The organism is Streptomyces sp. HUAS CB01 (assembly GCF_030406905.1).
Taxonomy (GTDB): Bacteria; Actinomycetota; Actinomycetes; order Streptomycetales; family Streptomycetaceae; genus Streptomyces; species Streptomyces chengbuensis.
Genome location: NZ_CP129137.1, coordinates 785,327 through 805,057 on the forward strand (window position 1 = coordinate 785,327; position 19,731 = coordinate 805,057).

General features: G+C 74.3%; 20 protein-coding genes and 2 pseudogenes. 5 read left to right on the forward strand and 17 right to left on the reverse strand.

What is annotated here, in order from left to right:
• Nucleotides 1-92: 92 nt before the first annotated feature.
• Together QRN89_RS03500 and QRN89_RS03505 are read right to left on the reverse strand one after the other, a co-directional pair.
• Nucleotides 93-1,133 (reverse strand): NAD-dependent epimerase/dehydratase family protein, encoded by a 1,041-nt coding sequence (locus QRN89_RS03500; RefSeq protein ID WP_290347866.1) that lies wholly within the window; start codon nt 1,131-1,133, stop codon nt 93-95.
• A gap of 188 nt (nt 1,134-1,321) precedes the next feature.
• The gene (locus QRN89_RS03505) at nt 1,322-1,876 is read right to left on the reverse strand and encodes a CinA family protein (protein WP_435833238.1); all 555 of its coding nucleotides are present in this window, start codon (nt 1,874-1,876) and stop codon (nt 1,322-1,324) included.
• Nucleotides 1,877-2,015: 139 nt separating this feature from the next.
• Between QRN89_RS03505 and QRN89_RS03510 the strand changes: the two genes are divergently transcribed.
• Nucleotides 2,016-2,372 carry a WhiB family transcriptional regulator gene (locus QRN89_RS03510; RefSeq protein WP_290347867.1) on the forward strand — a complete coding sequence of 119 codons (357 nt, stop codon included), beginning with the start codon at nt 2,016-2,018 and terminating at the stop codon, nt 2,370-2,372.
• A 166-nt stretch (nt 2,373-2,538) separates the two neighbouring features.
• Here the strand turns inward: QRN89_RS03510 and QRN89_RS03515 are convergent, their stop codons facing one another.
• From QRN89_RS03515 to QRN89_RS03525, 3 genes are read right to left on the reverse strand one after another with little or no spacing between them, the layout of a single operon-like run.
• Nucleotides 2,539-2,742, reverse strand: coding sequence for a CDGSH iron-sulfur domain-containing protein (locus QRN89_RS03515; protein ID WP_290347868.1), 204 nt, complete (start codon nt 2,740-2,742; stop codon nt 2,539-2,541).
• On the reverse strand, nt 2,723-3,391 hold the full coding sequence (locus QRN89_RS03520) for a HemK2/MTQ2 family protein methyltransferase (RefSeq protein WP_435833239.1): 669 nt from the start codon (nt 3,389-3,391) through the stop codon (nt 2,723-2,725). The genes QRN89_RS03515 and QRN89_RS03520 overlap by 20 nt, the downstream gene beginning before the upstream one ends.
• Nucleotides 3,392-3,423: 32 nt before the next feature.
• A complete protein-coding gene (locus tag QRN89_RS03525) occupies nt 3,424-4,452 on the reverse strand; it encodes an iron-containing redox enzyme family protein (RefSeq protein ID WP_290347870.1) in 1,029 nt (342 codons plus the stop codon).
• Nucleotides 4,453-4,570: 118 nt separating this feature from the next.
• Between QRN89_RS03525 and QRN89_RS03530 the strand changes: the two genes are divergently transcribed.
• Nucleotides 4,571-5,854 carry a preATP grasp domain-containing protein gene (locus QRN89_RS03530; protein WP_290347871.1) on the forward strand — a complete coding sequence of 428 codons (1,284 nt, stop codon included), beginning with the start codon at nt 4,571-4,573 and terminating at the stop codon, nt 5,852-5,854.
• 338 nt (nt 5,855-6,192) lie between these two features.
• On the opposite strand, the gene QRN89_RS03535 is transcribed toward QRN89_RS03530, so the two are convergent.
• The 7 genes from QRN89_RS03535 to QRN89_RS03565 all read right to left on the reverse strand — a co-directional run bounded on the left by QRN89_RS03535 (nt 6,193) and on the right by QRN89_RS03565 (nt 10,336).
• Complete coding sequence (locus QRN89_RS03535) at nt 6,193-6,654, reverse strand: SRPBCC family protein (protein ID WP_290347872.1); 462 nt, start codon at nt 6,652-6,654, stop codon at nt 6,193-6,195.
• A gap of 114 nt (nt 6,655-6,768) precedes the next feature.
• Nucleotides 6,769-7,149, reverse strand: coding sequence for a VOC family protein (locus tag QRN89_RS03540; RefSeq protein ID WP_290347873.1), 381 nt, complete (start codon nt 7,147-7,149; stop codon nt 6,769-6,771).
• 132 nt (nt 7,150-7,281) lie between these two features.
• The gene (locus tag QRN89_RS03545) at nt 7,282-7,578 is read right to left on the reverse strand and encodes a DUF6480 family protein (protein WP_290347874.1); all 297 of its coding nucleotides are present in this window, start codon (nt 7,576-7,578) and stop codon (nt 7,282-7,284) included.
• A 64-nt stretch (nt 7,579-7,642) separates the two neighbouring features.
• On the reverse strand, nt 7,643-8,368 hold the full coding sequence (locus tag QRN89_RS03550; RefSeq protein WP_290347875.1) for a metallophosphoesterase family protein: 726 nt from the start codon (nt 8,366-8,368) through the stop codon (nt 7,643-7,645).
• A complete protein-coding gene (locus QRN89_RS03555; protein WP_290347876.1) occupies nt 8,365-8,628 on the reverse strand; it encodes a BON domain-containing protein in 264 nt (87 codons plus the stop codon). The genes QRN89_RS03550 and QRN89_RS03555 overlap by 4 nt, the downstream gene beginning before the upstream one ends.
• Nucleotides 8,625-9,335, reverse strand: coding sequence for a nucleotidyltransferase family protein (locus QRN89_RS03560; protein ID WP_290347877.1), 711 nt, complete (start codon nt 9,333-9,335; stop codon nt 8,625-8,627). The genes QRN89_RS03555 and QRN89_RS03560 overlap by 4 nt, the downstream gene beginning before the upstream one ends.
• 173 nt (nt 9,336-9,508) lie before the next feature.
• Nucleotides 9,509-10,336 (reverse strand): Fpg/Nei family DNA glycosylase, encoded by an 828-nt coding sequence (locus QRN89_RS03565; protein WP_290347878.1) that lies wholly within the window; start codon nt 10,334-10,336, stop codon nt 9,509-9,511.
• 458 nt (nt 10,337-10,794) lie between these two features.
• On the opposite strand from QRN89_RS03565, the gene QRN89_RS03570 reads away from it, so the two are divergent.
• A complete protein-coding gene (locus QRN89_RS03570) occupies nt 10,795-11,547 on the forward strand; it encodes a VOC family protein (protein WP_290347879.1) in 753 nt (250 codons plus the stop codon).
• 121 nt (nt 11,548-11,668) lie between these two features.
• Here the strand turns inward: QRN89_RS03570 and QRN89_RS03575 are convergent, their stop codons facing one another.
• The 3 genes and pseudogenes from QRN89_RS03575 to QRN89_RS03585 form a co-directional block, all read right to left on the reverse strand.
• Complete coding sequence (locus tag QRN89_RS03575) at nt 11,669-13,765, reverse strand: DUF1996 domain-containing protein (RefSeq protein ID WP_290353560.1); 2,097 nt, start codon at nt 13,763-13,765, stop codon at nt 11,669-11,671.
• A 418-nt stretch (nt 13,766-14,183) separates the two neighbouring features.
• Nucleotides 14,184-15,050 (reverse strand): annotated as a pseudogene (locus tag QRN89_RS03580) (universal stress protein).
• Between the two features lie 229 nt (nt 15,051-15,279).
• Nucleotides 15,280-17,739, reverse strand: a complete 2,460-nt coding sequence (locus QRN89_RS03585) for an FUSC family protein (protein WP_290347880.1) — start codon at nt 17,737-17,739, stop codon at nt 15,280-15,282.
• 231 nt (nt 17,740-17,970) lie between these two features.
• On the opposite strand from QRN89_RS03585, the gene QRN89_RS03590 reads away from it, so the two are divergent.
• Together QRN89_RS03590 and QRN89_RS03595 are read left to right on the forward strand one after the other, a co-directional pair.
• On the forward strand, nt 17,971-18,456 hold the full coding sequence (locus QRN89_RS03590) for a DUF6924 domain-containing protein (protein WP_093653021.1): 486 nt from the start codon (nt 17,971-17,973) through the stop codon (nt 18,454-18,456).
• Between the two features lie 161 nt (nt 18,457-18,617).
• Nucleotides 18,618-18,857, forward strand: a pseudogene (locus QRN89_RS03595) (IS200/IS605 family accessory protein TnpB-related protein); the annotation flags it as partial.
• A 132-nt stretch (nt 18,858-18,989) separates the two neighbouring features.
• Here the strand turns inward: QRN89_RS03595 and QRN89_RS03600 are convergent.
• Both QRN89_RS03600 and trxA read right to left on the reverse strand, forming a co-directional pair.
• Nucleotides 18,990-19,247, reverse strand: coding sequence for a UBP-type zinc finger domain-containing protein (locus tag QRN89_RS03600; protein ID WP_290347881.1), 258 nt, complete (start codon nt 19,245-19,247; stop codon nt 18,990-18,992).
• Between the two features lie 33 nt (nt 19,248-19,280).
• A complete protein-coding gene (gene trxA, locus QRN89_RS03605; protein WP_290353561.1) occupies nt 19,281-19,730 on the reverse strand; it encodes a thioredoxin in 450 nt (149 codons plus the stop codon).
• Nucleotide 19,731: the final 1 nt, after the last annotated feature.

Below are 19,731 nucleotides of genomic sequence, written 5' to 3' on the forward strand. Positions count from 1 at the left end.
CGTGGGAGAGCCGAACCGGCGGTTCCGGGTCGGGAGGTCCTTCGGCGCCCGCCCCGGCGGGAGGCGTCAACCGGCGCGGCTGTGCCCGTGGTTCACGCCGCCAGGGGGGCGGTGTCCATCCCGGCCTGACTGCGCAGCCCGTCGAGGAATTCCCGTACCGCCTCGACGGCCGTACGGCGCGGGCTCCAGCCGAGTTCGTCCCGGGCGCGCGAACAGTCCATCAGGGGCAGCCGCAGCACCGCGTCGAAGAGATCGGGCGAGGCGGGGACCAGCCTCAGCCGCCAGGCCGCGGACAGCGCGGCCCGCACCGGCGACAGCGGGAGCCGCAGTGGTCGCGCCTCCAGGATCGCGGCGAGGCCGGCCGCGTCCAGCGGCGGGTCCGCGGCGAGGTTGAAGGCGCCCCGGACGGGACGGACGACCGCCTCCCGATAGGCGGTCGCGGCGTCGTCGGTGTGCAGTGCCTGGAAGGTGAGCCCGGGCAGATCCGGCACAGCGGGGACGAGCGACGGGCGCACGAGCTGCGCCGGCAGGAGCCGGCCCGCGAACAGCCGGCGCTGCTGGGAGGCGGACTCCCGCTTGAACAGGAAACCCGGTCGCATGCGTACGACCCGTGTCGCGGGATTCCGGTACTCGTAGGCGTCCAGGTAGCGCTCCAGGTACGCCTTCTCGCGGCAGTACGCCGCCTGGGGCCAGCCGTGGGTGGGCCAGCTCTCGTCCACCGCACTGGCCTTGGGACCCGGTGAGTACGCCCCGACCGAGGAGGCGTGGACCAACGCCGGAACTCCGGCCGCGGCCGCCGCGTCGAACACGCGGATGCCGCCGAGCACGTTCGTCCGCCAGGTCGTCACGGGGTCGTGGGTGGGCTGGAACTTCCAGGCCAGATGGACCACGGCGTCGGCGCCGGTGAGGAGCGGGACGAGATCGGTCCCGCCGGGATCGATGTCGGCGGCCGCCCAGGTGGTGCCCTCCGGCCGCCAGTCGGGGATCCGGCGGGCCAGTCCGAGCACCGAGGCCACGCCCGGGCACCCCGAGAGCGCCTCCACCACGCTCGTCCCGGCGTTGCCCGTCGCCCCGACGACCACGACCCGCAGTCCTCCGGTTCCTCCCGTCCCGTGCTGCGTCGTCCCGTTCATCTCTGGCGCCTTCCAGCCGAGGTGTGGTGCATCGGTGCGGGTACCCGGCCCACCTTCCGCTATGCCCCGATTCGCTCCGTTTTCCAGATCGGCACGGAGGGGAGAGCGCCGGCCTTCTGCCCGCGGGGGCGCGGATCCGGGCCGGTCGTGGAGTGCCGTGGATCCGGGCCGGTCGGGCGCGGGCGTCGTCAGGCTCGGGCGGCGCCCGGCGGGCGCAGATGGCCGTGGAACAGTTCCAGGGCCGCGAGCACCGCCGCCGACCGGATGGCTTCCCGGCTGCGGCCGCTGCCGGTGTGGGGAGCGTCCACCACGGTCCCCTCCGGCCCGCACACGGCGACGAACAGGGTGCCGACGGGGCGTCCGTCCTGATCGGCGGGACCCGCCACACCGGTCGTGGCCAGGCCGTACGAGGCGCCCATCAGCCTCCGTACCCCCTGGGCCATCTGTGCGGCGACCTCCTCGTGCACGGCTCCCTCGTCCTCGAGCAACCGTGGGTCCACGCCGAGCACCGACGCCTTGACCTCGGTCGCGTAGGCGGTCACGCCGCCGCGGAAGGTCCCGGACGCACCGGGCGCGTCCGCCAGCACCGACCCGAGGCGGCCCGCGGTCAGCGACTCGGCGACCGCGACGCTGCGCCCGGCCGAGGCCAGGGCCTCGTGCAGCTGCCGGGCGAGCAGCCCGGCCCGGTCCAGCCCCGGCCGCTCCGCCACGCTCTCTTCCGGTTCCGGACGCGGTCTGTCCACGTTCCCATGGTGCGTGCGACCCGGCGCGTCCCGCCTGTCGAAGCGGGCGGAAGCGCCGTGCGCGCGACGTGCACGGCGCTCCGCTTGGCGCGACGGGCGCGGGGTACCCGGGGACGACACCCGAGGGAAAGGACGTCCGATGACGGATGTGTCGCGTCTGCCCGGCGCCGCGCACCACCACTGGGACTGGCAGCTGCGTGCCGCCTGCCGAGGCGCCGACAGCAGCCTGTTCTTCCACCCGGCCAACGAGCGCGGCGAGGCTCGGGAGGAACGGGAGAGGAAGGCCAAGCGTGTGTGCGGCCGCTGCCCGGTGCGCACGGCCTGTCTCAGTCACGCGCTGGAGACCCGTGAGCGGTTCGGCGTGTGGGGCGGGCTCGGCGAGCAGGAGCTGCGGACGCTGCTCGGGCCCGCCCGCGGCGAGCGGGAGGAACGGCTCGGACGGGAGGAACTCGCCGGACGGGACGACCGGGACGCGGTGTGCCGCCCCGCGGCCTGAGAACGACGGAGACACGGCGTACCCCGGAGCCCGGAACGGCAGGCTCGCGGCGTACCGACCGGCGCCCCGGAACGACGGGCACTCGGGCTGCCGTCCGGCGACCCGAGGCAGTGCGCCGGGTGTCCGGCCGCATGCGCGCCCTGTGGCGAGCGGCGCACCTGCCCCCTCAGTCGCGGGCCCGCCGCCGATGACTGGTGTCGCACCACGGGAAACGCAGGCTTCTCCGGCATGTGCACAGGGCCACACAGAAGCGGTCCGAGGAGACGACGGTCCCGTCCTCCAGGAGGATCTCGACCGGGCCCTCGACGAGTACGGGGCCATCGGTCCGCACGGTGATGCGGCGCGGTTTCTCAGCGGGTTCGTTCGGCACGGATGACCACCAGCTCTTCCTTCTGACCGCCCGGACTCAGCAGGCCCCGACCGCAGAGCCAGGACCGCCTCGACCGCAGAACGGGCCCCAGAGCCACCTGGCGGCGGTCCGTGATCTCCGCCTTGAGTCCCGCCGACCGAAGCCGTGCCAGTGTGGATCCCTCCCCGCTCAGCACCGAGTGCACGACGAGCAGCACCCCGCCCGGCCGCAGCAGCCGGGGCACCTCACCGCAGATGCGGTCCAGGACCAGCCGTCCGTCGTGCCCCGCGTCCCAGGCACGCGCAGCGCCCCGGGCCGGCGGGTTCGGGCTGGGTACGTACGGCGGGTTGGCGAGGACGAGGTCGAAGGTGCGGCCCGCGACGGGGGCGGTCAGATCACCACGGATCACCCGCACCGGCGTCCTGGCGAGCAGGGCGTTGAGGCGCGCCGTCCACACCGCCGGCCGGGAGATGTCCACGGCGACGACACTGGCGCCGCGCTTCGCCGCCGCGACCGCCAGGGCGCCGGTCCCGGTGCCCACGTCGAGAACGCTGGCCCTCGGCGGGAGCGCCTCGCGGCGCAGGGCCTCGGCGAGGAGGTCCGTGTCGTCCTGCGGTGCGTACACACCGGGCAAGATGATCAGCGTCACATATGACGCATACCCCGTCATATTGGCCCAATCATCGTGGCGCTCGCACCCATTCAGAGACCCTGGGCAGCTGGGGCGGCGAGACCCTCACCCCTGAGCGAGGTGCGTCCCTCCCGCCAGGCGGCGAGCAGATGACGCTCCAGCCGCTCGTCCAGGTGCACGGTGGCGTCGATGCCGAACGCGACGTCGGCCTCCAGGGAGGGCTCCTCCTCGAGCAGGCCGGCGATGACCTCGCGCCGCACCACCTGCTCGTGGACGGCGTCCGCCTCCACGTGCTCGTCGTAGAAGAACTCGGCCGCGGCCCCCGCCCCGGTGCGGCGCATCGCCTCGGCCATCCGCCGTGACGCCGGGGACGACGTGATCTCGACGGTCGCGAAATGGCCGACCAGACAGCCGCGGAGCGCGCGGTGGAGCCCGAACAGCGACATGAGGTTCACCGCCGCCAGCATCGGTGCGGGCGCCGGGTCGAGGTAGCGGCCGTACGCGGTGTCCAGGCCCAGGTCCGCCATGAGCGCGGCGAAGAGCCGGGCATGGATCCGGTCCGCCCGGCCGCCGCCGTACTCGTCGAACTCCACGGCGGCCATCCCCGCCTTGGCCCGCCCCCACAGCCTCGGCAGCACCCACGCGTGGGGGTCGGCCTCCTTGAGGTGGTACAGGGACCGCTGGGCCGCGAGCTCCCGCAGCTGCCACAGCTCGCCCTCGCGCCGCAGGTAGTGCGACGCCGAGGTGCCGTGGACCGGCTCGACCAGCAGCCCCGCCACGGCCTCGTCCACGGTCCGGTGGCGGGTGGCGTCGCTCCGCAGGGCTCCCAGGAAGCGGTTCTCCAGGGCGCGCCGCAGGCCGAGCAGGTCCGGCTCCCACTCCAGGTCCGGGTCCACCCCTGCGAAACCGCGGTAGTGGAGTTCGTAGCAGATGTAGAGGGCGAGCTGGAGATCGTCGCCGTAGGGGTCCGCTCCGGCCGCGACCGGGGCCGCGGGCAGCGGCGTTCCCTCGGTGAGACGGCCGACGACCGCCTCGGAGAGCGTGCCCCGCGGCTTCGGCAGCGCCGGCGCCCTGATGAGGTCGGTCGCTGTGTCACTCATGACTCACGTGTACCCACTGTCCCTGACTTCGCTCCTCCGGCCCGCCCGCCTGTTGGGCCTGTCCCACCTTGCTCGCCCGCCCGATAGGCGGTCGGCCTCTCGGGGTAGGCATCGCGGCGTGGAGCACTCCGCCCCGCTGATCGTCTGGGCCAACTTCTTCTCGGACCTGGCCGTCGACCTGCCGGCCCACGGTGTCCTGGAGCGGTGGGCCGAGCAGGCGCCGCGGAAGGTCTGGCTCATGCGGCCCGGTGACGTGCTGGTCACCCCCGTCGCGCCGGGCCCGGCCTTCCTGGACCACGCCTGCGGGCTGCTGGACGTCCCGCCGGGGGCCGTCACGGTGGTCACGGTGCCGTGGACGCCCGGGACGACCATGGCGGAAGCGGTCGAGCGGGCCGGGCTGACGGAACGGCTCGGCGCCCTTGCCACCGAACGTCCGGGGGCACGGCTGCTGCCCGTCGCACTGGACAGGTCCACGGTCGCCCTCGCATCGCGTCTGGGACTGCGGATCGCTCCGTACGGGCCGGCGGGGGTGGGCGCGAGCGCCGTGGACACGGCGTACCGGCTCAACACGAAGGCCGGGTTCCGTGCCGTCGCCGGGGAGCTGGGAATCCGGGTTCCGCCCGGGCGGGTCTGCACGGGTGAAGGGCTGAGCGGGACGGTGCGGGCGATGCTGGGTCGCTACGAGCGGGTGGTGGTCAAACCGGACCGTTCGGCGGGCGGCTGCGGGCTCGTGTTCCTCTCCCGCGCCGCCCCGGTCCTCGGCCCGCTCGCGGACCGGGCGCCGGGCTCCTGGGTGGTGGAGCGGTGCCTGGACGTCGCACGGTCCGTCAGCGTCCAACTGCTCGCCCGCCCGGGCGCCGCACCCAGGGTGGTCCACAGCGGGGAGATGCGCACGACGGCCGGTTCGTACACCGGCTATGTCTCGCCCCTCCGCGGCGTCGCGCGAGGCACCGTACGCGAGCTGGAGCGGTGGGGCACGGACCTCGGGACGTATCTGGCGGACAGGGACTACGCGGGACCGTACGGGCTGGACGCCGTCGTCACCGCCGACGGTTCGCTGTACGCGACGGAGAGCAACGTCCGCCGGACCGCCACCACCACCCCGGGGGCGATGGTCGAACGGCTCGCCCGCGCGGCCGGGTGCCGGGACCGCACATGGCTGGTCGCCGCGGGGCGGACACCCTCGGCGCACGGATTCACCGACGCACTGCGGCGGCTGCGGGCCGAGGGGCTGGACTGGCGTCCCGGCCGGGGCGAGGGGGTGGTCCTGTACGGGGACGCCCCTGCCGACGGCCGGTCGTGGCGCTACGCCGTGATCGGCCCCGGGCACACGAGGGTCGCGCAGATCGAGGCGGCGCTGGCACGCGCCCTGGCGTTCGAGCCGCCTTCCGGGGCGGGGTGAGCCGGGAGCCCGGGCCACCGGGCGGCCGCAGTCCGCGCGGTCGGCCGAGCAGGCAGGAGGCGGCCGTGGTGCGCGCGGTCGGCCGGGAGCGGTGACCGGCACCGGCACCGCGCCTGTCGGGCGGCGGCCCCACAGGCGCGGCCGTACCGGGCGCGCCCCCGGACGGTCGCGGCCGTACCGCGTGCCGCCGGTGTCCGCGGCGCGTGCGGGGTGGGCCGGATGCGTCCCCGCCAGGCCGGGGAGCGGGTGCCGCCGGTGTCCGGGGCACGGGCACCGGCCACGAAGCCGGTGCCGCGGGGTCGCGTGCACCGCCCCGCGGCCGGAGCACCGAGCCGGCGTCAGGTCGTGGGCCGGATGCGTCCCCGCCAGGCCCCGGACTCGTCGCCCCGGCCCTCGATGTAGTCCTTGAACCGACGCATGTCGTCCTTCACCCGCCGGTCGATCAGGCCGGTCATGGCCGCGGTCTTCTCGGCGGCTCCGGTCGGTTCGACGTCCATCACCAACTCGACACGCGTGTGCGCGTCGTCCAGACGCTGGAAGCTGACCGTCCCCTTCTGCCTCGTGTCGCCACCGGTGGTGCGCCAGGTGATGCGCTCGTCGGGAAGCTGGTCGACGATCTCGGTGTCGAACTCCCGGTGGACGCCGCCGATCCTGGTGGTCCAGTGGTTGTGGCGGTCGTCCAGCTGCCTGACCTCCTCGACGCCCTCCATGAAGTTCGGGAACTCCTCGAACTGCGTCCACTGGTTGTACGCGGTGCTGACGGGGACGTCGACCTCGACGGATTCCCTCACCCTGCTCATGACTGCGCTCCTCTCGTCGGAAGCCGTGCGGAGGGTGGTGCGCCGCACGACAGGCACGTCCGACGCGTACCCGGTGCCGGCGGAACTACCGCCTCCGGGGGCCCGGGCCGGGGACTACTTGCGAGCCCGCAGCAGGAAGGAGTGGCCGGCGGGGTCGGACATCAGCCGGGCCTCGCGAGGGGTTCCCCGGCCCGTCACGTCCATCGGGGTGGCCCCGAGGCTCACGGCCTCACGCTCCGCCTCGTCCAGGTCCCCCGGAGACACCAGGATCAGCAGATGGGCCTGCTGGGCGTCCTCGGGGCGGGGCCAGCTCGGGGGCGCCAGGCCGTGGTCGCGCCGGAAGCCCAGCACCGAACCGTCCTGGCCGGCGACCTCGATGAGATCGGGGTCGGACGTCCTCCGCACCTCGGCGCCGAGCAGCGCGGCGTAGAACTCCGCGAGCGCCTCCGGCTCGGCGCAGTCGAGGGCGAGCACCGCCGTCTTGGGAACCGCCATTTCCCCTCCCCTTCGTCGGGACTTCCTGGGCACGGCGGGTACCCCGGATGTCAACGCGCAGTCACCCGACGGCAGGGGGCCGCGTCAGCCGGGTCGGCACGCCGGTCGGCCCGGAGAGCGTCCGGCGCCGTGTCAGAGCATCAGGACGAGTGCGTACGCCACGAAGAACGCGGCGACCAGCAGGACGAGCGCGCAGACGGCCACGAGCGGGCCCCTGGCCCAGCCGCGCGGCCGGGTCGGGCGAGTCGGGCCGGCCGGGTGAGCCGGGCGGGTCGGACGGCGTTCGCGCGGTTCCGTGCCCGAGGACGCGTCCGAGGCCGTTGCCGGGAACGCGCCCGGGCCGGACGGGTGCCCGCCCGGCGGCAGCGCGCCATCCGGATCGGGTGCGGCCGCGGCACGCGGATCGGGGTCGGGGCTGTTCACCGTCATGTGCGGCTCCTGCCCGGCTTCTCCCGGTCCAAGGGTCCGCGGATCCGCCGGAGCGCAGGTGCGGTCACGGCACCTGCAGGTCGTAGACGGCGAAGGCGCGCCCGATCACCGGCTGCGCCACATTGCGCACGCGCACCCCGCCCTCCGTCATCCCGTGTTCGACGCCGAGGTGGGCATGACCGTGCACGGCCAGGTCCGCGCCGCCCTCGTCGACCGCCTCGGCCAGCAGATAGCTGCCGAGGAACGGATAGATCTCCGGCGGCTCCCCGGCGAGGGTGTCGGGAACGGGCGAGAAGTGCGTCAGCGCGATGCGGACGTCGGTGCCCTCCGCTGCCAGGTGCTCCAGCGACCGGCGCAGGTCCGTGGCGCAGCGCCGGGTGTAACGGACGAATTCCTTCATCAGCGGTTCGCCGAACTCCCCGGCGCTGCGGCCCGCGTAGCCGCCGCAGAAGCCCTTCGTCCCCGCGACGCCGACCTTCGTGCCGTCGATGTCGAGGACGGTGGAGTCGCCCTCCAGGACGGTGACCCCGGCGTCGCCGAGCACGGCCGTGATCTCCGCCTCGCGGTCGCTGTGGTAGTCGTGGTTGCCGAGGACGCCCACGACCGGCACGGACAGCCCGGCCACCTCGGCGGCGACGACCTCGGCCTCGGCCACGGTGCCGTGCCGGGTGAGGTCCCCGGCGAGCAGGAAGACGTCCGCGCAGTCCTGGAGGGTGTCGAAGGCGGGGCGCAGCCGGCCCCGGCCGTCCTCGCCGAGATGGATGTCGCCGACGGCCGCGATCCGGATCACGGCAGGTCCTCGTGGGCGTCGGGGGCGGCGGTGGAGGCGACGACGAGGTCGGAGCGTACGGGAGTGTCGTCACCCAGTTCGTCGGCCACGGCGCGCAGGACGCCGTCGCGCTGTTCGGGCGAGGAGACGGTGCCGGTGAGCAGCACGGCGCCGCCGCGTTCCTCGACGCGGACCCCCAGTTCGGCGATGTCGTCCCCGGCCAGGCGCTCACGGATGCGCGCGACGCGGTAGGCGCCCTCACCGGTGTCGGTGGGTTTCACGGTCCGGCCTCCCTCGGTTCCCGCGGGTCGATGACGTCGAGGCGTTCGAGCAGGTACAGGAACGCGTCCGGCAGCGGATTCGACCGGTGCTCCGCCCGCAGGGCGTCCCAGTCGATGAGCTCCCGCAGCGTCCGGGCGATGGTCAGCAGCGGCGCGAAGTCGCAGTGGTGCTCGGACAGGGCCCAGAGGAGGCTGCTGAGGAGGTCGTACGGGGCCAGGACCGGCATCCGCACCGAGTCGACGGCCAGCACCGGCGCGCGCTCCAGCATGGCGCCGGTGACCGGCCCGCCGGCCAGCTCGAAGATCACGTCGATCTCCTCGCCGCCCGACCGTGCCTTGACCAGCCAGTCCTCGGGAGCGGCGACGATCTCCACGCCGCCGTCCCGCAGTGCCTGGACCACTCCGTCGACGTCCTCCCGCCGAACGCAGAAGTCCGTGTCGTGCTGGAATCCGGCCGCCACCCCGTGGGCGTGCGCGGCGACGCTTCCGGCCAGGGCGAACGGGTACCCGGAGGCCTTCAGCAGGGCGGCCACCTGCTTCGTGGTCTCCAGGATGGCCTGGGTGTGGTCCTCCGGCAGTGCCTCGGCACGGCCGGAAGCCGGACGGGCGCCGGCGTGCGCGCCGGCTTCGCCGCCCGGTGGGGCGATCCCGGTACCGGCGAGGTGCAGCCGGCGTCCGCCGCCCCGGCTCCCCGTCGACTGGTCCATGTCCGCTCTCCCTTCCGCCGATGACGCGTCAGCGCCGCTCGTACGCCCCGGTCCAGCTGCGGGCCCGCTTCCGGCCCTCCACGAACCCCACCGCGCTCCGGGCCGTGGGACGCCGGCCCGCGCGGTGGCACGTACGGCACCGGCCGCGACGGCGGTTCCGCCATGCAGCACGCCTACCCCTCTTTTCCGGGATGAATATCGCGTTCCGCACGGTGGGACCGGCTCTGGCAGTGCGGGCACCACAGGGTGCGGCGGCCCGAGAAGCGGCGGGAGCGCAGCGGTCCTTCGCAGCGCGGGCAGCGGGGGTCGGGGTCCTCCCGCCGGCCCGTGAGCCAGGTACGCCTGGGAGGTACGCGTGCGACGCGCACGGACGACGCGAGGACCCGGCGCAGGGCCGCGTACAGGCTCCGCGTCTCCTCCTCGGTCAGCTCCCCGGCGGCGCTGTCCGGGGCCACACCGGCGCGCCACAGGATCTCGTCGCTCAGCAGATTGCCCAGGCCGGCGAGGACGGACTGGTCCATCAGGACGTTCTTCACGGCACCCCGCCGCTCGTCCAGCAGCTCGCGGAACTCCTCACGGGAGACGGACAGCGCGTCGGGTCCGAGGTCGGCGAGGATGTGCCCCACGGCCGCCTCGGTCCCGGCGAGCTGGACGCCCTGGAGCTTGCGCTGGTCGCGGTAGCGCAACTGCCGTTCGTCGTCCAGCGTCAGCACCACGCGGTCGTGCCGGTCGAGGGGCTCGTCCGCCGGGGTGCACAGCAGGGCTCCCGTCATACCGAAGTGCCAGACGAGCGCGGGACCGTCGTCCGTGGGGGCGATCAGCCACTTGCCGTGCCGCCGGGGCTCCCCGAACCGCTCGCCCTCGACCTCCGTCCGCAGCCGCCGCACGGTGACCCCGCGGAGGACCCCGGGGTCCCGCACCTCCACACGCGTCACCCTGCGGCCGCGGCCGCAGGAGCTCAGCACCTCACGGAAGCCCTCGACGTCCGGCAGCTCGGGCATGCTCACCTTCGGGAGTCGGTCCGGGTCTGTGGTCCGTGACGTCGATCCCGGACTCGGATCCCGGACTCCGCCCGCGGGAGGGACGCCGTCCCCGACGCGGGACTCCGTCCGGGGCGCCTGCGGGGCGTCCGCCCGGGGCTCCGCGTCGCCCCGCCCCGGAACGGGCGGCCTTACGCTCGCCCGGGTACCCGCACGGGCGCTTCCCACGCACCCGGCGTGGTCACGCGGGACGGCCGGCGCCGCGCACCCTCTCGAGGCCGGGGACCTCTTGGCGACCGAGCTCACGGCCTCATGAGCACCGGTCACTCGGGGTGACGCGGTCCGGCGGGTGGCGGGTGACCGGAGTAGCGTGAGAGTTCCGGGTCCCGCGTGTCCGGGCTCGCGGGACGTGGAGATGGGCGGCTGTCGTGTCTACGTCAAGTCATGCGCTGTTCGGCGCCCCCTGCTGGGTGAGCCTCATGGCTCGTGATCTGCCGGCGGCGGAGGAGTTCTATGCGGAGGTGCTCGGGTGGGCGTTCCGGCCCACCCGGCTCGGCGAGGAGTTCGCCGTCGGATTCCTCGACGGCACTCCCGTCGCCGGGATCGGGGCGCTCGCGGACAGCCTCGCCGTCGCCGTGGCGTGGACCCCGTACTTCGCGGTGGACGACGCGGACGCGACAGCGGCACGCATTCACGAGCGCAGCGCCACGGTGGCCGTGGGCCCGCTCAGCTTCGGCACCGGGCGGGCGGCGCTGGCCGCGGACCGCGACGGCGCCGTTTTCGGCATCTGGCAGGGCAAGGCCATCCCCGACTGGAGCATGGGCACCGACAAGGCGCCCGCCTGGCTGGAGCTGCGCACCCGCGACGCGTTCGAGTCCGCGATCTTCTACGCCGAGGTGCTGGACTGGGCCTGCGCACAGCCCGGTTGCTGCCAGGTGGCCTACGAGGACGACCATGTCGTCCTGCGCCACCAGGGGGACGTGGTCGCCCGGATCACCGGCGGCGCGATCGGCGAGGCTCCCGACCCGCACATCCGCCCTCGCTGGCACGTGTACTTCTACGTCCCCGACGTGGACGTCGCCGCACGGACGGCCGTCGGGCTCGGCGGCCGGGTCGTCGCGCCGACCCGGCCGGCCGGCGCGGAGGACTGGATCACCCTCCGCGACCCCGACGGCGGTCTGTTCACCGTCACGTCGAACGACCCGATGCCGGCGCCCGCTCCCCGGCGCTGAGCACGCCGCCCGGCGGGCAGGGGGCCGGACGACCTCGGCTCCCCCAACGAGCCAGGGCCCACAACGACCTGGCCGGCCCCGTCGAGACGGGACCGGCCAGGATGCGTTGCACGGAGCCGCGTCAGTGGCGACGTGCCGCCGCACGCTGCGGACGACGCGTGCGGAGCAGCAGGACACCCGCGACGAGCAGCACGGCCCCGGCCGCGGACGGCCACAGCTGCGCACCCGTTTCGGCAAGCCCGCCCCCCTGACCGGCGGCCACGGGCTGACCGCCGCCGTTGGGCTCGGGAGCGTTCTCGCCGGCCTTCGTGGCCTGGGCGGCGGGCTTCCCGTCGCCCGCACCGGCCTGCGCCGAGCCGTTCGACCCGGCGGACGAACCAGCCAGGACCTCGGGCTCCTTCACGTCACCGCCGCCCTCCGGGGCGTTCTGCCCGCCGGAGCCGTCGTCACCCGCGCCGGAACCGTCCTGACCCGCACCGTCGTCCTGACCGGCACCGTCCTGACCGGCGGCCGCGCCCGGCTTGTCGTCGCCACCGGGTGCGTCCTGACCGCCCGCTCCCCCGTCGGCCGGCGGGTTGTCCCCGCCCGGGTTCTGCGGCTCGTCCGGCGCATCCTGCCCACCCGTCGCACCGTCGTTCGGTGGAGCCGGGTCGCCGGGGTTCTCCCCGCCGTCGTTGCCGCCGTTCCCTTCACCGCCGCCGTTCCCGCCGTTGCCGCCGTCGTCACCGCCGTTGCCGCCGTCGTCACCGCCGTCGGCAGGAGGTGCGCCGGCATCGCCGGGACCGCACTCGCGACCCTCGTTGATGCAGCCCACAAGCTCATCCATCAGGTTCTCGTCGAAGACGTTGATGAAGTCGCCGTGGTCGGTGACGGGCTTGTGCAGCTGCTCCGGGAAGGAGTCGACCGCGAAGACGCTCGGGTTGGCCCCGTCGAAGACCGGCGGCGGCACGTCGTACACGATGCGCTGCACGAGCTGCGGAATCGCCTGGAAGCCGTTGGGGCAGGCGCCGTTGGCCTCGGCGAAGGCGACGTGGGTGCGGTGGTTGGCGCTGTCGGTGTTCTGGCCGTCCCAGCAGCTCTGGAACTTGAACGAGCGCACCACCTGGCTGCCCTCGGGGCAGATCGGGTACTTGTCCTTCAGCTGACGGTCCTCGAAGCCGGTGCAGCTCCACGACGCGTTCGCGTTCGCGTTGCCGTTGACGAACGCCTTGGCGTCGCCGGTGATGATCCGCAGGAACCGCGGCATCGCCGTCACCTTGGACACCGGGCTGCCGACGAAGTTCAGCGTGACCTGCGACGGCGTCTGGATCTCGCCGACGTTCTGGTCCTTGCCTCCGCCGTCCGCGTTGGCGTCGTTCTCCTGCTGCCCGTTCTGCAGCCGCAGCACCGGCCAGTAGTACGTCGACTTGTCGCCCTGGTCCACGCAGGTCGTCTGGCCGTTGGCGAGGTCGTCGTCGCTGGCGAAGGCGTCGTTGGCCTGGTTGCCCACGTAGTCGTGCATGTGGTGGGCGCCGTTGGCGACACCGGGCGCGACGATGACGTTGTCCGGGTTGAACTTGCCGTTCTCGTTCACACCGCAGTCGGTCGCGAACGTGCCCCGGGACGCGTTCTGCTGAGCGGGCGGGTTGCTGACGTTCGGCTGGACGGACTGGATGTCGACGAAGTCGGACTGCTCCGGGCCGTTGCCGGCCTGACCGCCGTTGCCGTCGCCCTGGTCGCCGCCGTCCTGGCCCTGGTCGCCGCCGTCCTGGCCGCCGTCCTGGCCCTGGTCCTGACCGTCGCCCTGGTCGCCGCCGTCCTGGCCGCCGTTGTCGGCGTCGTCCTGCTGCAACTCGCAGGCCGCCATGGACTCGAGGCCCTCCGGGCGCTCGCCCGCCCGGTCGATCGCCGTCGAAATGCGGTCGAGGCTCGCCGTCCGCTTGTCCTCCAGCGGACCGAGGACCGCGTTCTCGGCGAACTTCGGGTCCTGCGCGACCTGTTCCTTCTGCTCGGCGAACCGCTGGTAGGCCTCCGTGATCTGGCTGTCCATCGCGGCCAGTTCCTTGTCGACCTCGGGCCGCGCCGCGTCCGGCACCTCCGAGAGCCCGTTGGCGACCTCGGGACACTTGATGGTGGACGCGGCGGCGCCGGCTCCGAGGGTCTGGTTCTGCGACTGCCCCCACCCCTCGCCCGCCGAGGCGTAGGTGTTGACCGCGATCAGCCCGCCCCCGCCCAGCATGAGCGCGATGGAGGCCGCCACTACTCGCCTGCCGCCCGTTGAGCGTCTGCGTGCACTTCTTCTCAATGGAACTCCTGTGCGTCTCTGCCGGTTCGCGCGTGGACGCGAACGGCTGTGGGGGACCCGCTGATTTCCATACGGACGCACGGCACGGAGTGTTCAAAGCAATCCGCAACTCGTCGGCGCGGCACGGCTCGACGGCCGCCAGAGCCCGTCGGCGGAGGTGCGTCGCCGGCGCCCCGGCGTCACTGCGCCGGAGTCCCTGCCACGGACGCCCGGACCGACGGCCGGGTGCGCTGTGGTCCCCGGTACGCAGCACCGCAGCGTCCCTGGTACGCAGGTGGGGACCCGCGTCGCGGGGGGTGCGGGGCGGGTACGGCCGGCCCGGGCGTGCGGTGGTCCGCCGCCTCGAGCCGCCTCAGACGCCGCCGCCCCCGCGTACGACCACGACGGGACAGCGCGCGTGGTGGAGCATGGCCTGGCTCACCGATCCCAGCAGCAGCCCCTTGAATCCCCCGCGCCCCCGGGCGCCGACCACCAGGATCCGGGCCGAACCGCTCGCCTCGATGAGTGCCTTCCGCGTGTCGCCGCGCACGAGCCTGCGCTCGACCGGGACACCCGGGTACGTCTCCCGCCGCCCCGCCAGTGCCTCGGCCAGCAGACGTTCCTCCGCCTCGGTGACCGCGCCCGGCGGGTTCGCGTAGTGCATCGATGGGTCCTGCGAAGGGGGCAACGGCGCATTCCACGGCGTCCAGGCGTGGAGGGCGAGCACGCCAGGCCCCGCGCAACGCGGCCTCCGCGAAGGCGAAGTCGACCGCCGCCTCGCCCGCGGGAGATCCGTCGACACCCACGACCACGGGACCACCGGGGCGGGAACCCTCCCGCACGACCAGCACGGGGCATCGGCCGTGCGCGGCCAGATGCACGGCGGTCGACCCCACCATGAGCCCGACGAAGCCGCCCGTCCCCCGGGGACCGACGACGACCAGCTCCGCCCCCGGGACTCCGCTTCGAGCACGGTCGACGGCTCGCCCGGCACCACGACGGAGCCGACCTCCACCTCGGGCGCCGTGGCCACGGCCCGTTCGACCGCCTCGGCCACGAGACGGTCGGCCAGGTTCCGCAGACCGCCCTCGGGCGGCCCGTACGACGACGGGCCCAGCGGCACCCGCATCCGGGGCCGGATGAACGCGTGCACCACCCGGAGTGCGGCCCCTCGCCACCGGGCCTCCCTTGCCGCCTCCTCGGCCGCGGCCAGGCCGGACCCCGAGCCGTCGACTCCCACTGACCACCAGGCCGCCCATGACGCCGCCTTTCGCACGGGGTGTCCGTCCTCACCACCAGGCTCACCTCGGTCACGCCCAGCCGCAGCGACGACGTCCCTCGGAGCCAGGGCACGGGCACGGGACGGCACGAACGCGACCCCGCACGGCGCGGCACGGCACGCGGCCGGCACGCCGCTCGGCACGAACGCCATGGCGCGACACGGGCCCCGGGGTACGCCACCGGTCCCGTCAGCCCCGCCTCCCCCGGGGTGGCTCGGTGTCCCCGCCGCCCTCCCGCCGCGCCTCCCGGACCGGTCCGACGCGCCCCGCCCCCTCGACCGCTCCGGCCTCCCGGGGCCGCCCGGCCTCGTCGGCCCGGCCGCCCCGCGCGCGCTCCCCGGCCCCCGCCGCCTCGGCGCCCCCTCCGCCCTCCGCGGCCTCCGCGACCCGCCCGGCCTCCGCGCTCGTGCCGGGATTCCGGGGACTTCCGGGATCCCCGGCACCGGCGGCGCGTGCCCGGTGCTCCCGCACGGCCGAGTCGACGTCGTGCTCCAGCGGGGTCCTGTCGATGGCGGCCGTCAGGTCCTCCAGCGCCCGCAACTGGAGGGCAGCACCTCGGCGCACGACCCGTTCCTGGACGCCGTCCTCGTCGCCCGCCCAGGTGTCGAGTGCCTCCTCCACCCGGTCCCATTCCGGGTTCCTCCGCTCGCGTACGTCACGTGCCGCCTGCGCGGTGTCCGCCGCCACGGCCTCGGCGAACCCCGCCGCCTCCGGGACCGGCGGTCCCTCCCGGGTGGGCAGATGGGTCTCCAGCAGCATCGCCGCGCGCCCCAGCGCCCTGATCGCCTCCCCGGCGTCCTCCGCCTCCCTGCGGTTGAGTCCCCGGTGCCGCACCGGCTCCTGCTTGGCCCGGTCGAAGGCCTCGTCCCAGGCGGCGTCGGCCTCCCGGCTGTCGAGCAGGGCCTTCCGCACCTCCGCGAAGCCCTGGGCCGAGGGCTCGGCATAACTCCGCACGACCGCCGCCGCGTACCGCCCGTTCGCCGCCAGCCGGTCGGCGAGCCGGTCGAGCAGCCGCGGGGTCTCCCAGGCCGGGTAGACGAGGTAGGCCACCATCGCCAGGACCCCGCCGATGAGGGTGAGGAGCACGCGGTCCGGCACGGTCTGGTCCCACTCCTCTCCGCCCATGCCGAGCAGGAAGACGACGTACGCGGCGGTGAACGCCTGGGAGACGGCGTACCCCGTGCGCATCACCAGGTACATCAGCGCGGCCGACACCACGGCCAGCGCGCCCGACAGATACGCGTCGGGCCGGGTCAGCTGCACCACACCGGTGGCGAGGGCGACCCCGACCAGCGTGCCGGCGAAGCGGGCGACGGCACGTGCGTAGGTCTGGTGGAAGTCGGGGCGCATGACCAGCACGGCGGCGATCGGCACCCAGTAGCCGTGGCCCGGCGAGAGCAGACTGCCCACCACGTACCCCACCGGGGCCACCACCGCGAGCCGCAGGGCGTGGCGGAGGACGGTGGAGTCCGGGCGGAGCTCGCGGCGCATGTCACGCAGGACGACGGGCAGCACCCGGATCATCGTCGGGCGCATCAGGAACGGGGTCTCCGCCGACGTGCCGGCCCGCGACGCGCGCCTCTCGCCGCTCTCGGCGACCTCCAGCACCTCGCGGAGCAGGGTGACGAGCCGTACGGCGGCCTGCCGCGCGGCCCCTCGAAGTACCTCGTCGGCCTCGGCGCCCGAGGGCGCGCCGTCCGCCTCGGGCCGCCGGTTCGCCTCGTCCACCGCGTCTGTCCCGTCCACGGCGCCCGCGGGGGCGATCCGCAGCACGTCCATGACCCTCGGCGGCACCTCGGCCCGGGTTCCGCGCCGGATCGCCCGGGCGGCGGCGTCGAGGACGTCCGCGGCCGCACCCAGCAGTTCCCTGGCACGATCCCGCTGCGGGCCGTCAGCGGGCGCGCCGAGGGCGGGATCGGCGAGGGAGGCCACGGCCGGGCGGATCCGTTCGGCCAGACCACGCGTGCCGTGCAGGGCGGGTGGCCGGTGCCGCGCCTGCAAGGGGGTGACGGCCGCCGCGTCACGGGCCGTCATCAGCGCCTCGGGGTCGAAGGGCGCCGTGGGATCGTGGCGCAGTCTGCGGGCGTAGTCCGCGACGGCGGCGAAGGCGTCGGCGAGGGCGTCGCGGTGGGCCCCCCATCTGCGGACGGGGAACAGCAGGATCAGCATCGCCTGCACGGCACCGCCGAGGAAGATGACCACGGCGTGCTCCAGCGCCTGCCCGACGCTGCCGGGCAGGGTGATGGTCACCAGCATCGCGGCGACGGTGGCGGTGGACACGATCCCCGCCGTGGGGCCGGCGGCCCAGGCCATCCCCGCCAGGAACGACCACAGGGCCAGCAGGAGGAGGAAGGTGACGACGTTCCCGGCGGCGACGTAGCCGAGGAAGGTGCTGACGGCCAGACCGGCGCCCGCGGCGAGCGCGATGACCTTCCGGGGGCGCCAGCTCCGCTGGAAGGTCGCCGTGCCGGCCGAGAACGCGCCGAGCGCGGAGGACGCGGCGTAGGCCGGGGAGACCAGCCACAGGGACAGGCCGATCACGATGGCGACCCCGGCGGCCGCACGGATCGCGACCAGGGGTTCGAGCCGTTTCCGCTCGATCGCCAGGCCGGTGCGCAGGATCTCCCTCAGCGCGCGCAGCCACGTCACAGAACGAGCCTACGGGGCCCGCGGCCGATGCTCGCCCCGGAAGCGCCCGGCGCGGGAGAGGGCCCCGACCAGGACCACCGCGGCTCCACGGTCCAGGTGGGCACGGTGAATCGGCCCCGTCCGCCGTCGCGGAACCGGTCTGTGCGGCCGGGCCGCCGGGACGGCGCGGGAGCGCGCTGTCGGTGGCTCATGGGACAGTCGGATCCGTGCCGGGTGCCGTGGGAGGGGACCATGAGAGAGCTGCCCGAGATCGTCGGACGTGACGCGTTCGACGCCCTGGTCATCAGGACCGACTACGGCGACGAGGCCGCCTGGCGGGCGGTGGTCGCGGACCTGAACCGGCGATGGGGGGACGACGACGAGTTCGACCCCGCGGTCCACCTCGTGGACGATCCCGTATGGGCCGATCGCACGCCCGAAGAGGTCCTGGGCGCGGTGAGGCGGGACGAGGAGCTGTGCGTGGTCTTCCTCGCCGACCGGGTCACGATGCGGTCCGCCGGCCGGGCCCTGCTCGCCCTCGACGTCTTCGAGGAGGAGGACGACCTCGACCCGATGTACTACCAGGAGCTCATCGACTCCCCGCCGCCGCGGGAGTTCCGGACCGTCCCGGCCGAAGTCCACGTCGTGCACGCGAATCTGTCGATCGGCAACATGGACTTCGAGGAGTTCGCCGAGACGGCCGTCGCCGAACCCGACCCGGTCCACCGGTCCTTCTGAACCGTGCCCGCCATCGACGGGTACGCGTCGGGCGCGGGCGCCGAAGTCCGCCGGGCAGGGAACCGCCGGGCGCGGCCTCGGGCGGGAACCGCGTCACTGCCCTGACACCAAGACTTTCACCTGCCCAGCATCACCGCGGGGTGGAGGAGGCTTTGTTCGCGCGTACGGTCCAGGGACACCCGATCCGGCGACGGACGACACCGCCCCGTGCACACCAGAGCGATGTGCTCGGGCATCGGACCGTCCAGGCCGACCGGCTTGCCCTGGGGCGTGAGGGACCCCGCCCCCGCACCCCCGGACCACGGACACGATCCGTGCCGCCGGACGCGGCGAGCACGCGGGCAACCAGGACATCCAAAACCGTTCGGGATGTCCGCAGTGACCAGGAATGGGTCCAAGAACTGACGGGGACGAGCCGCCCGGCCGGGTTCGCGCCGCGGGACCTGCCGAGGGGCCGGACGGGCGCGAAGCGCGTCACCCCGACGGAGCGCCGGGGGCGACCGACGGGCCGCCTCGTGCCGGTCCGGACGCCTTCAGACCATGGCCTGGTCGATGTAGCACCAGCGCCAGTCCTCGCCCGGTTCGAAGGACTGCACGATCGGATGGCCCTCGGTCTCGGCGTGCCCGCTCGCGTGCCTGAGCGGCGAGGAGTCGCAGCACCCCACGTGGCCGCAGGAGAGGCACAGTCTCAGATGCACCCAGGGCGATCCGAGCCGCAGGCACTCCTCGCAGCCCTGCGGGGTGTTCGGCGACACCGGACGCACCATGTCGAGATGCGGATCGGTCTCCATCACGGACGGCCTCCGTTCGGCGGCGTGCGGGATTCAGCGGCGGTCTCGCAGGGCCTGTTCGACCCACTGGCGCAGAGCGGGTGCGGGGGCCGCGCCCGCCTGGCGGGCGATCACCTCTCCCCGGTCCATGAGGACCAGGGTGGGTACGGCCTGCACCTGGAACTTCTGCGCGATGCGCGGCGCCTGGTCGACGTCGACCTTGACCAGCTTGATCCGGCCGGCCAGTTCGCGTGCGACCTGCTCCAGCGCCGGACCGACCGTGCGGCACGGTCCGCACCAGGTGGCCCACAGATCGACGAGGACGACGGGCGCGGCCTTCTCGGCGACCTCCTCGAAGTCGGCGTCGCCCGCGTCGGCGATCCACGGGAGCGGGGACGCGCAACTCCCGCAGCGCGGACGGCCGTCGGCGGCGGCCGGCACCCGGTTCCCGCGGCCGCACGCGGCGCAGACGACCGTCCTGCTGTCGGTGTTCGTCGGGCTCATC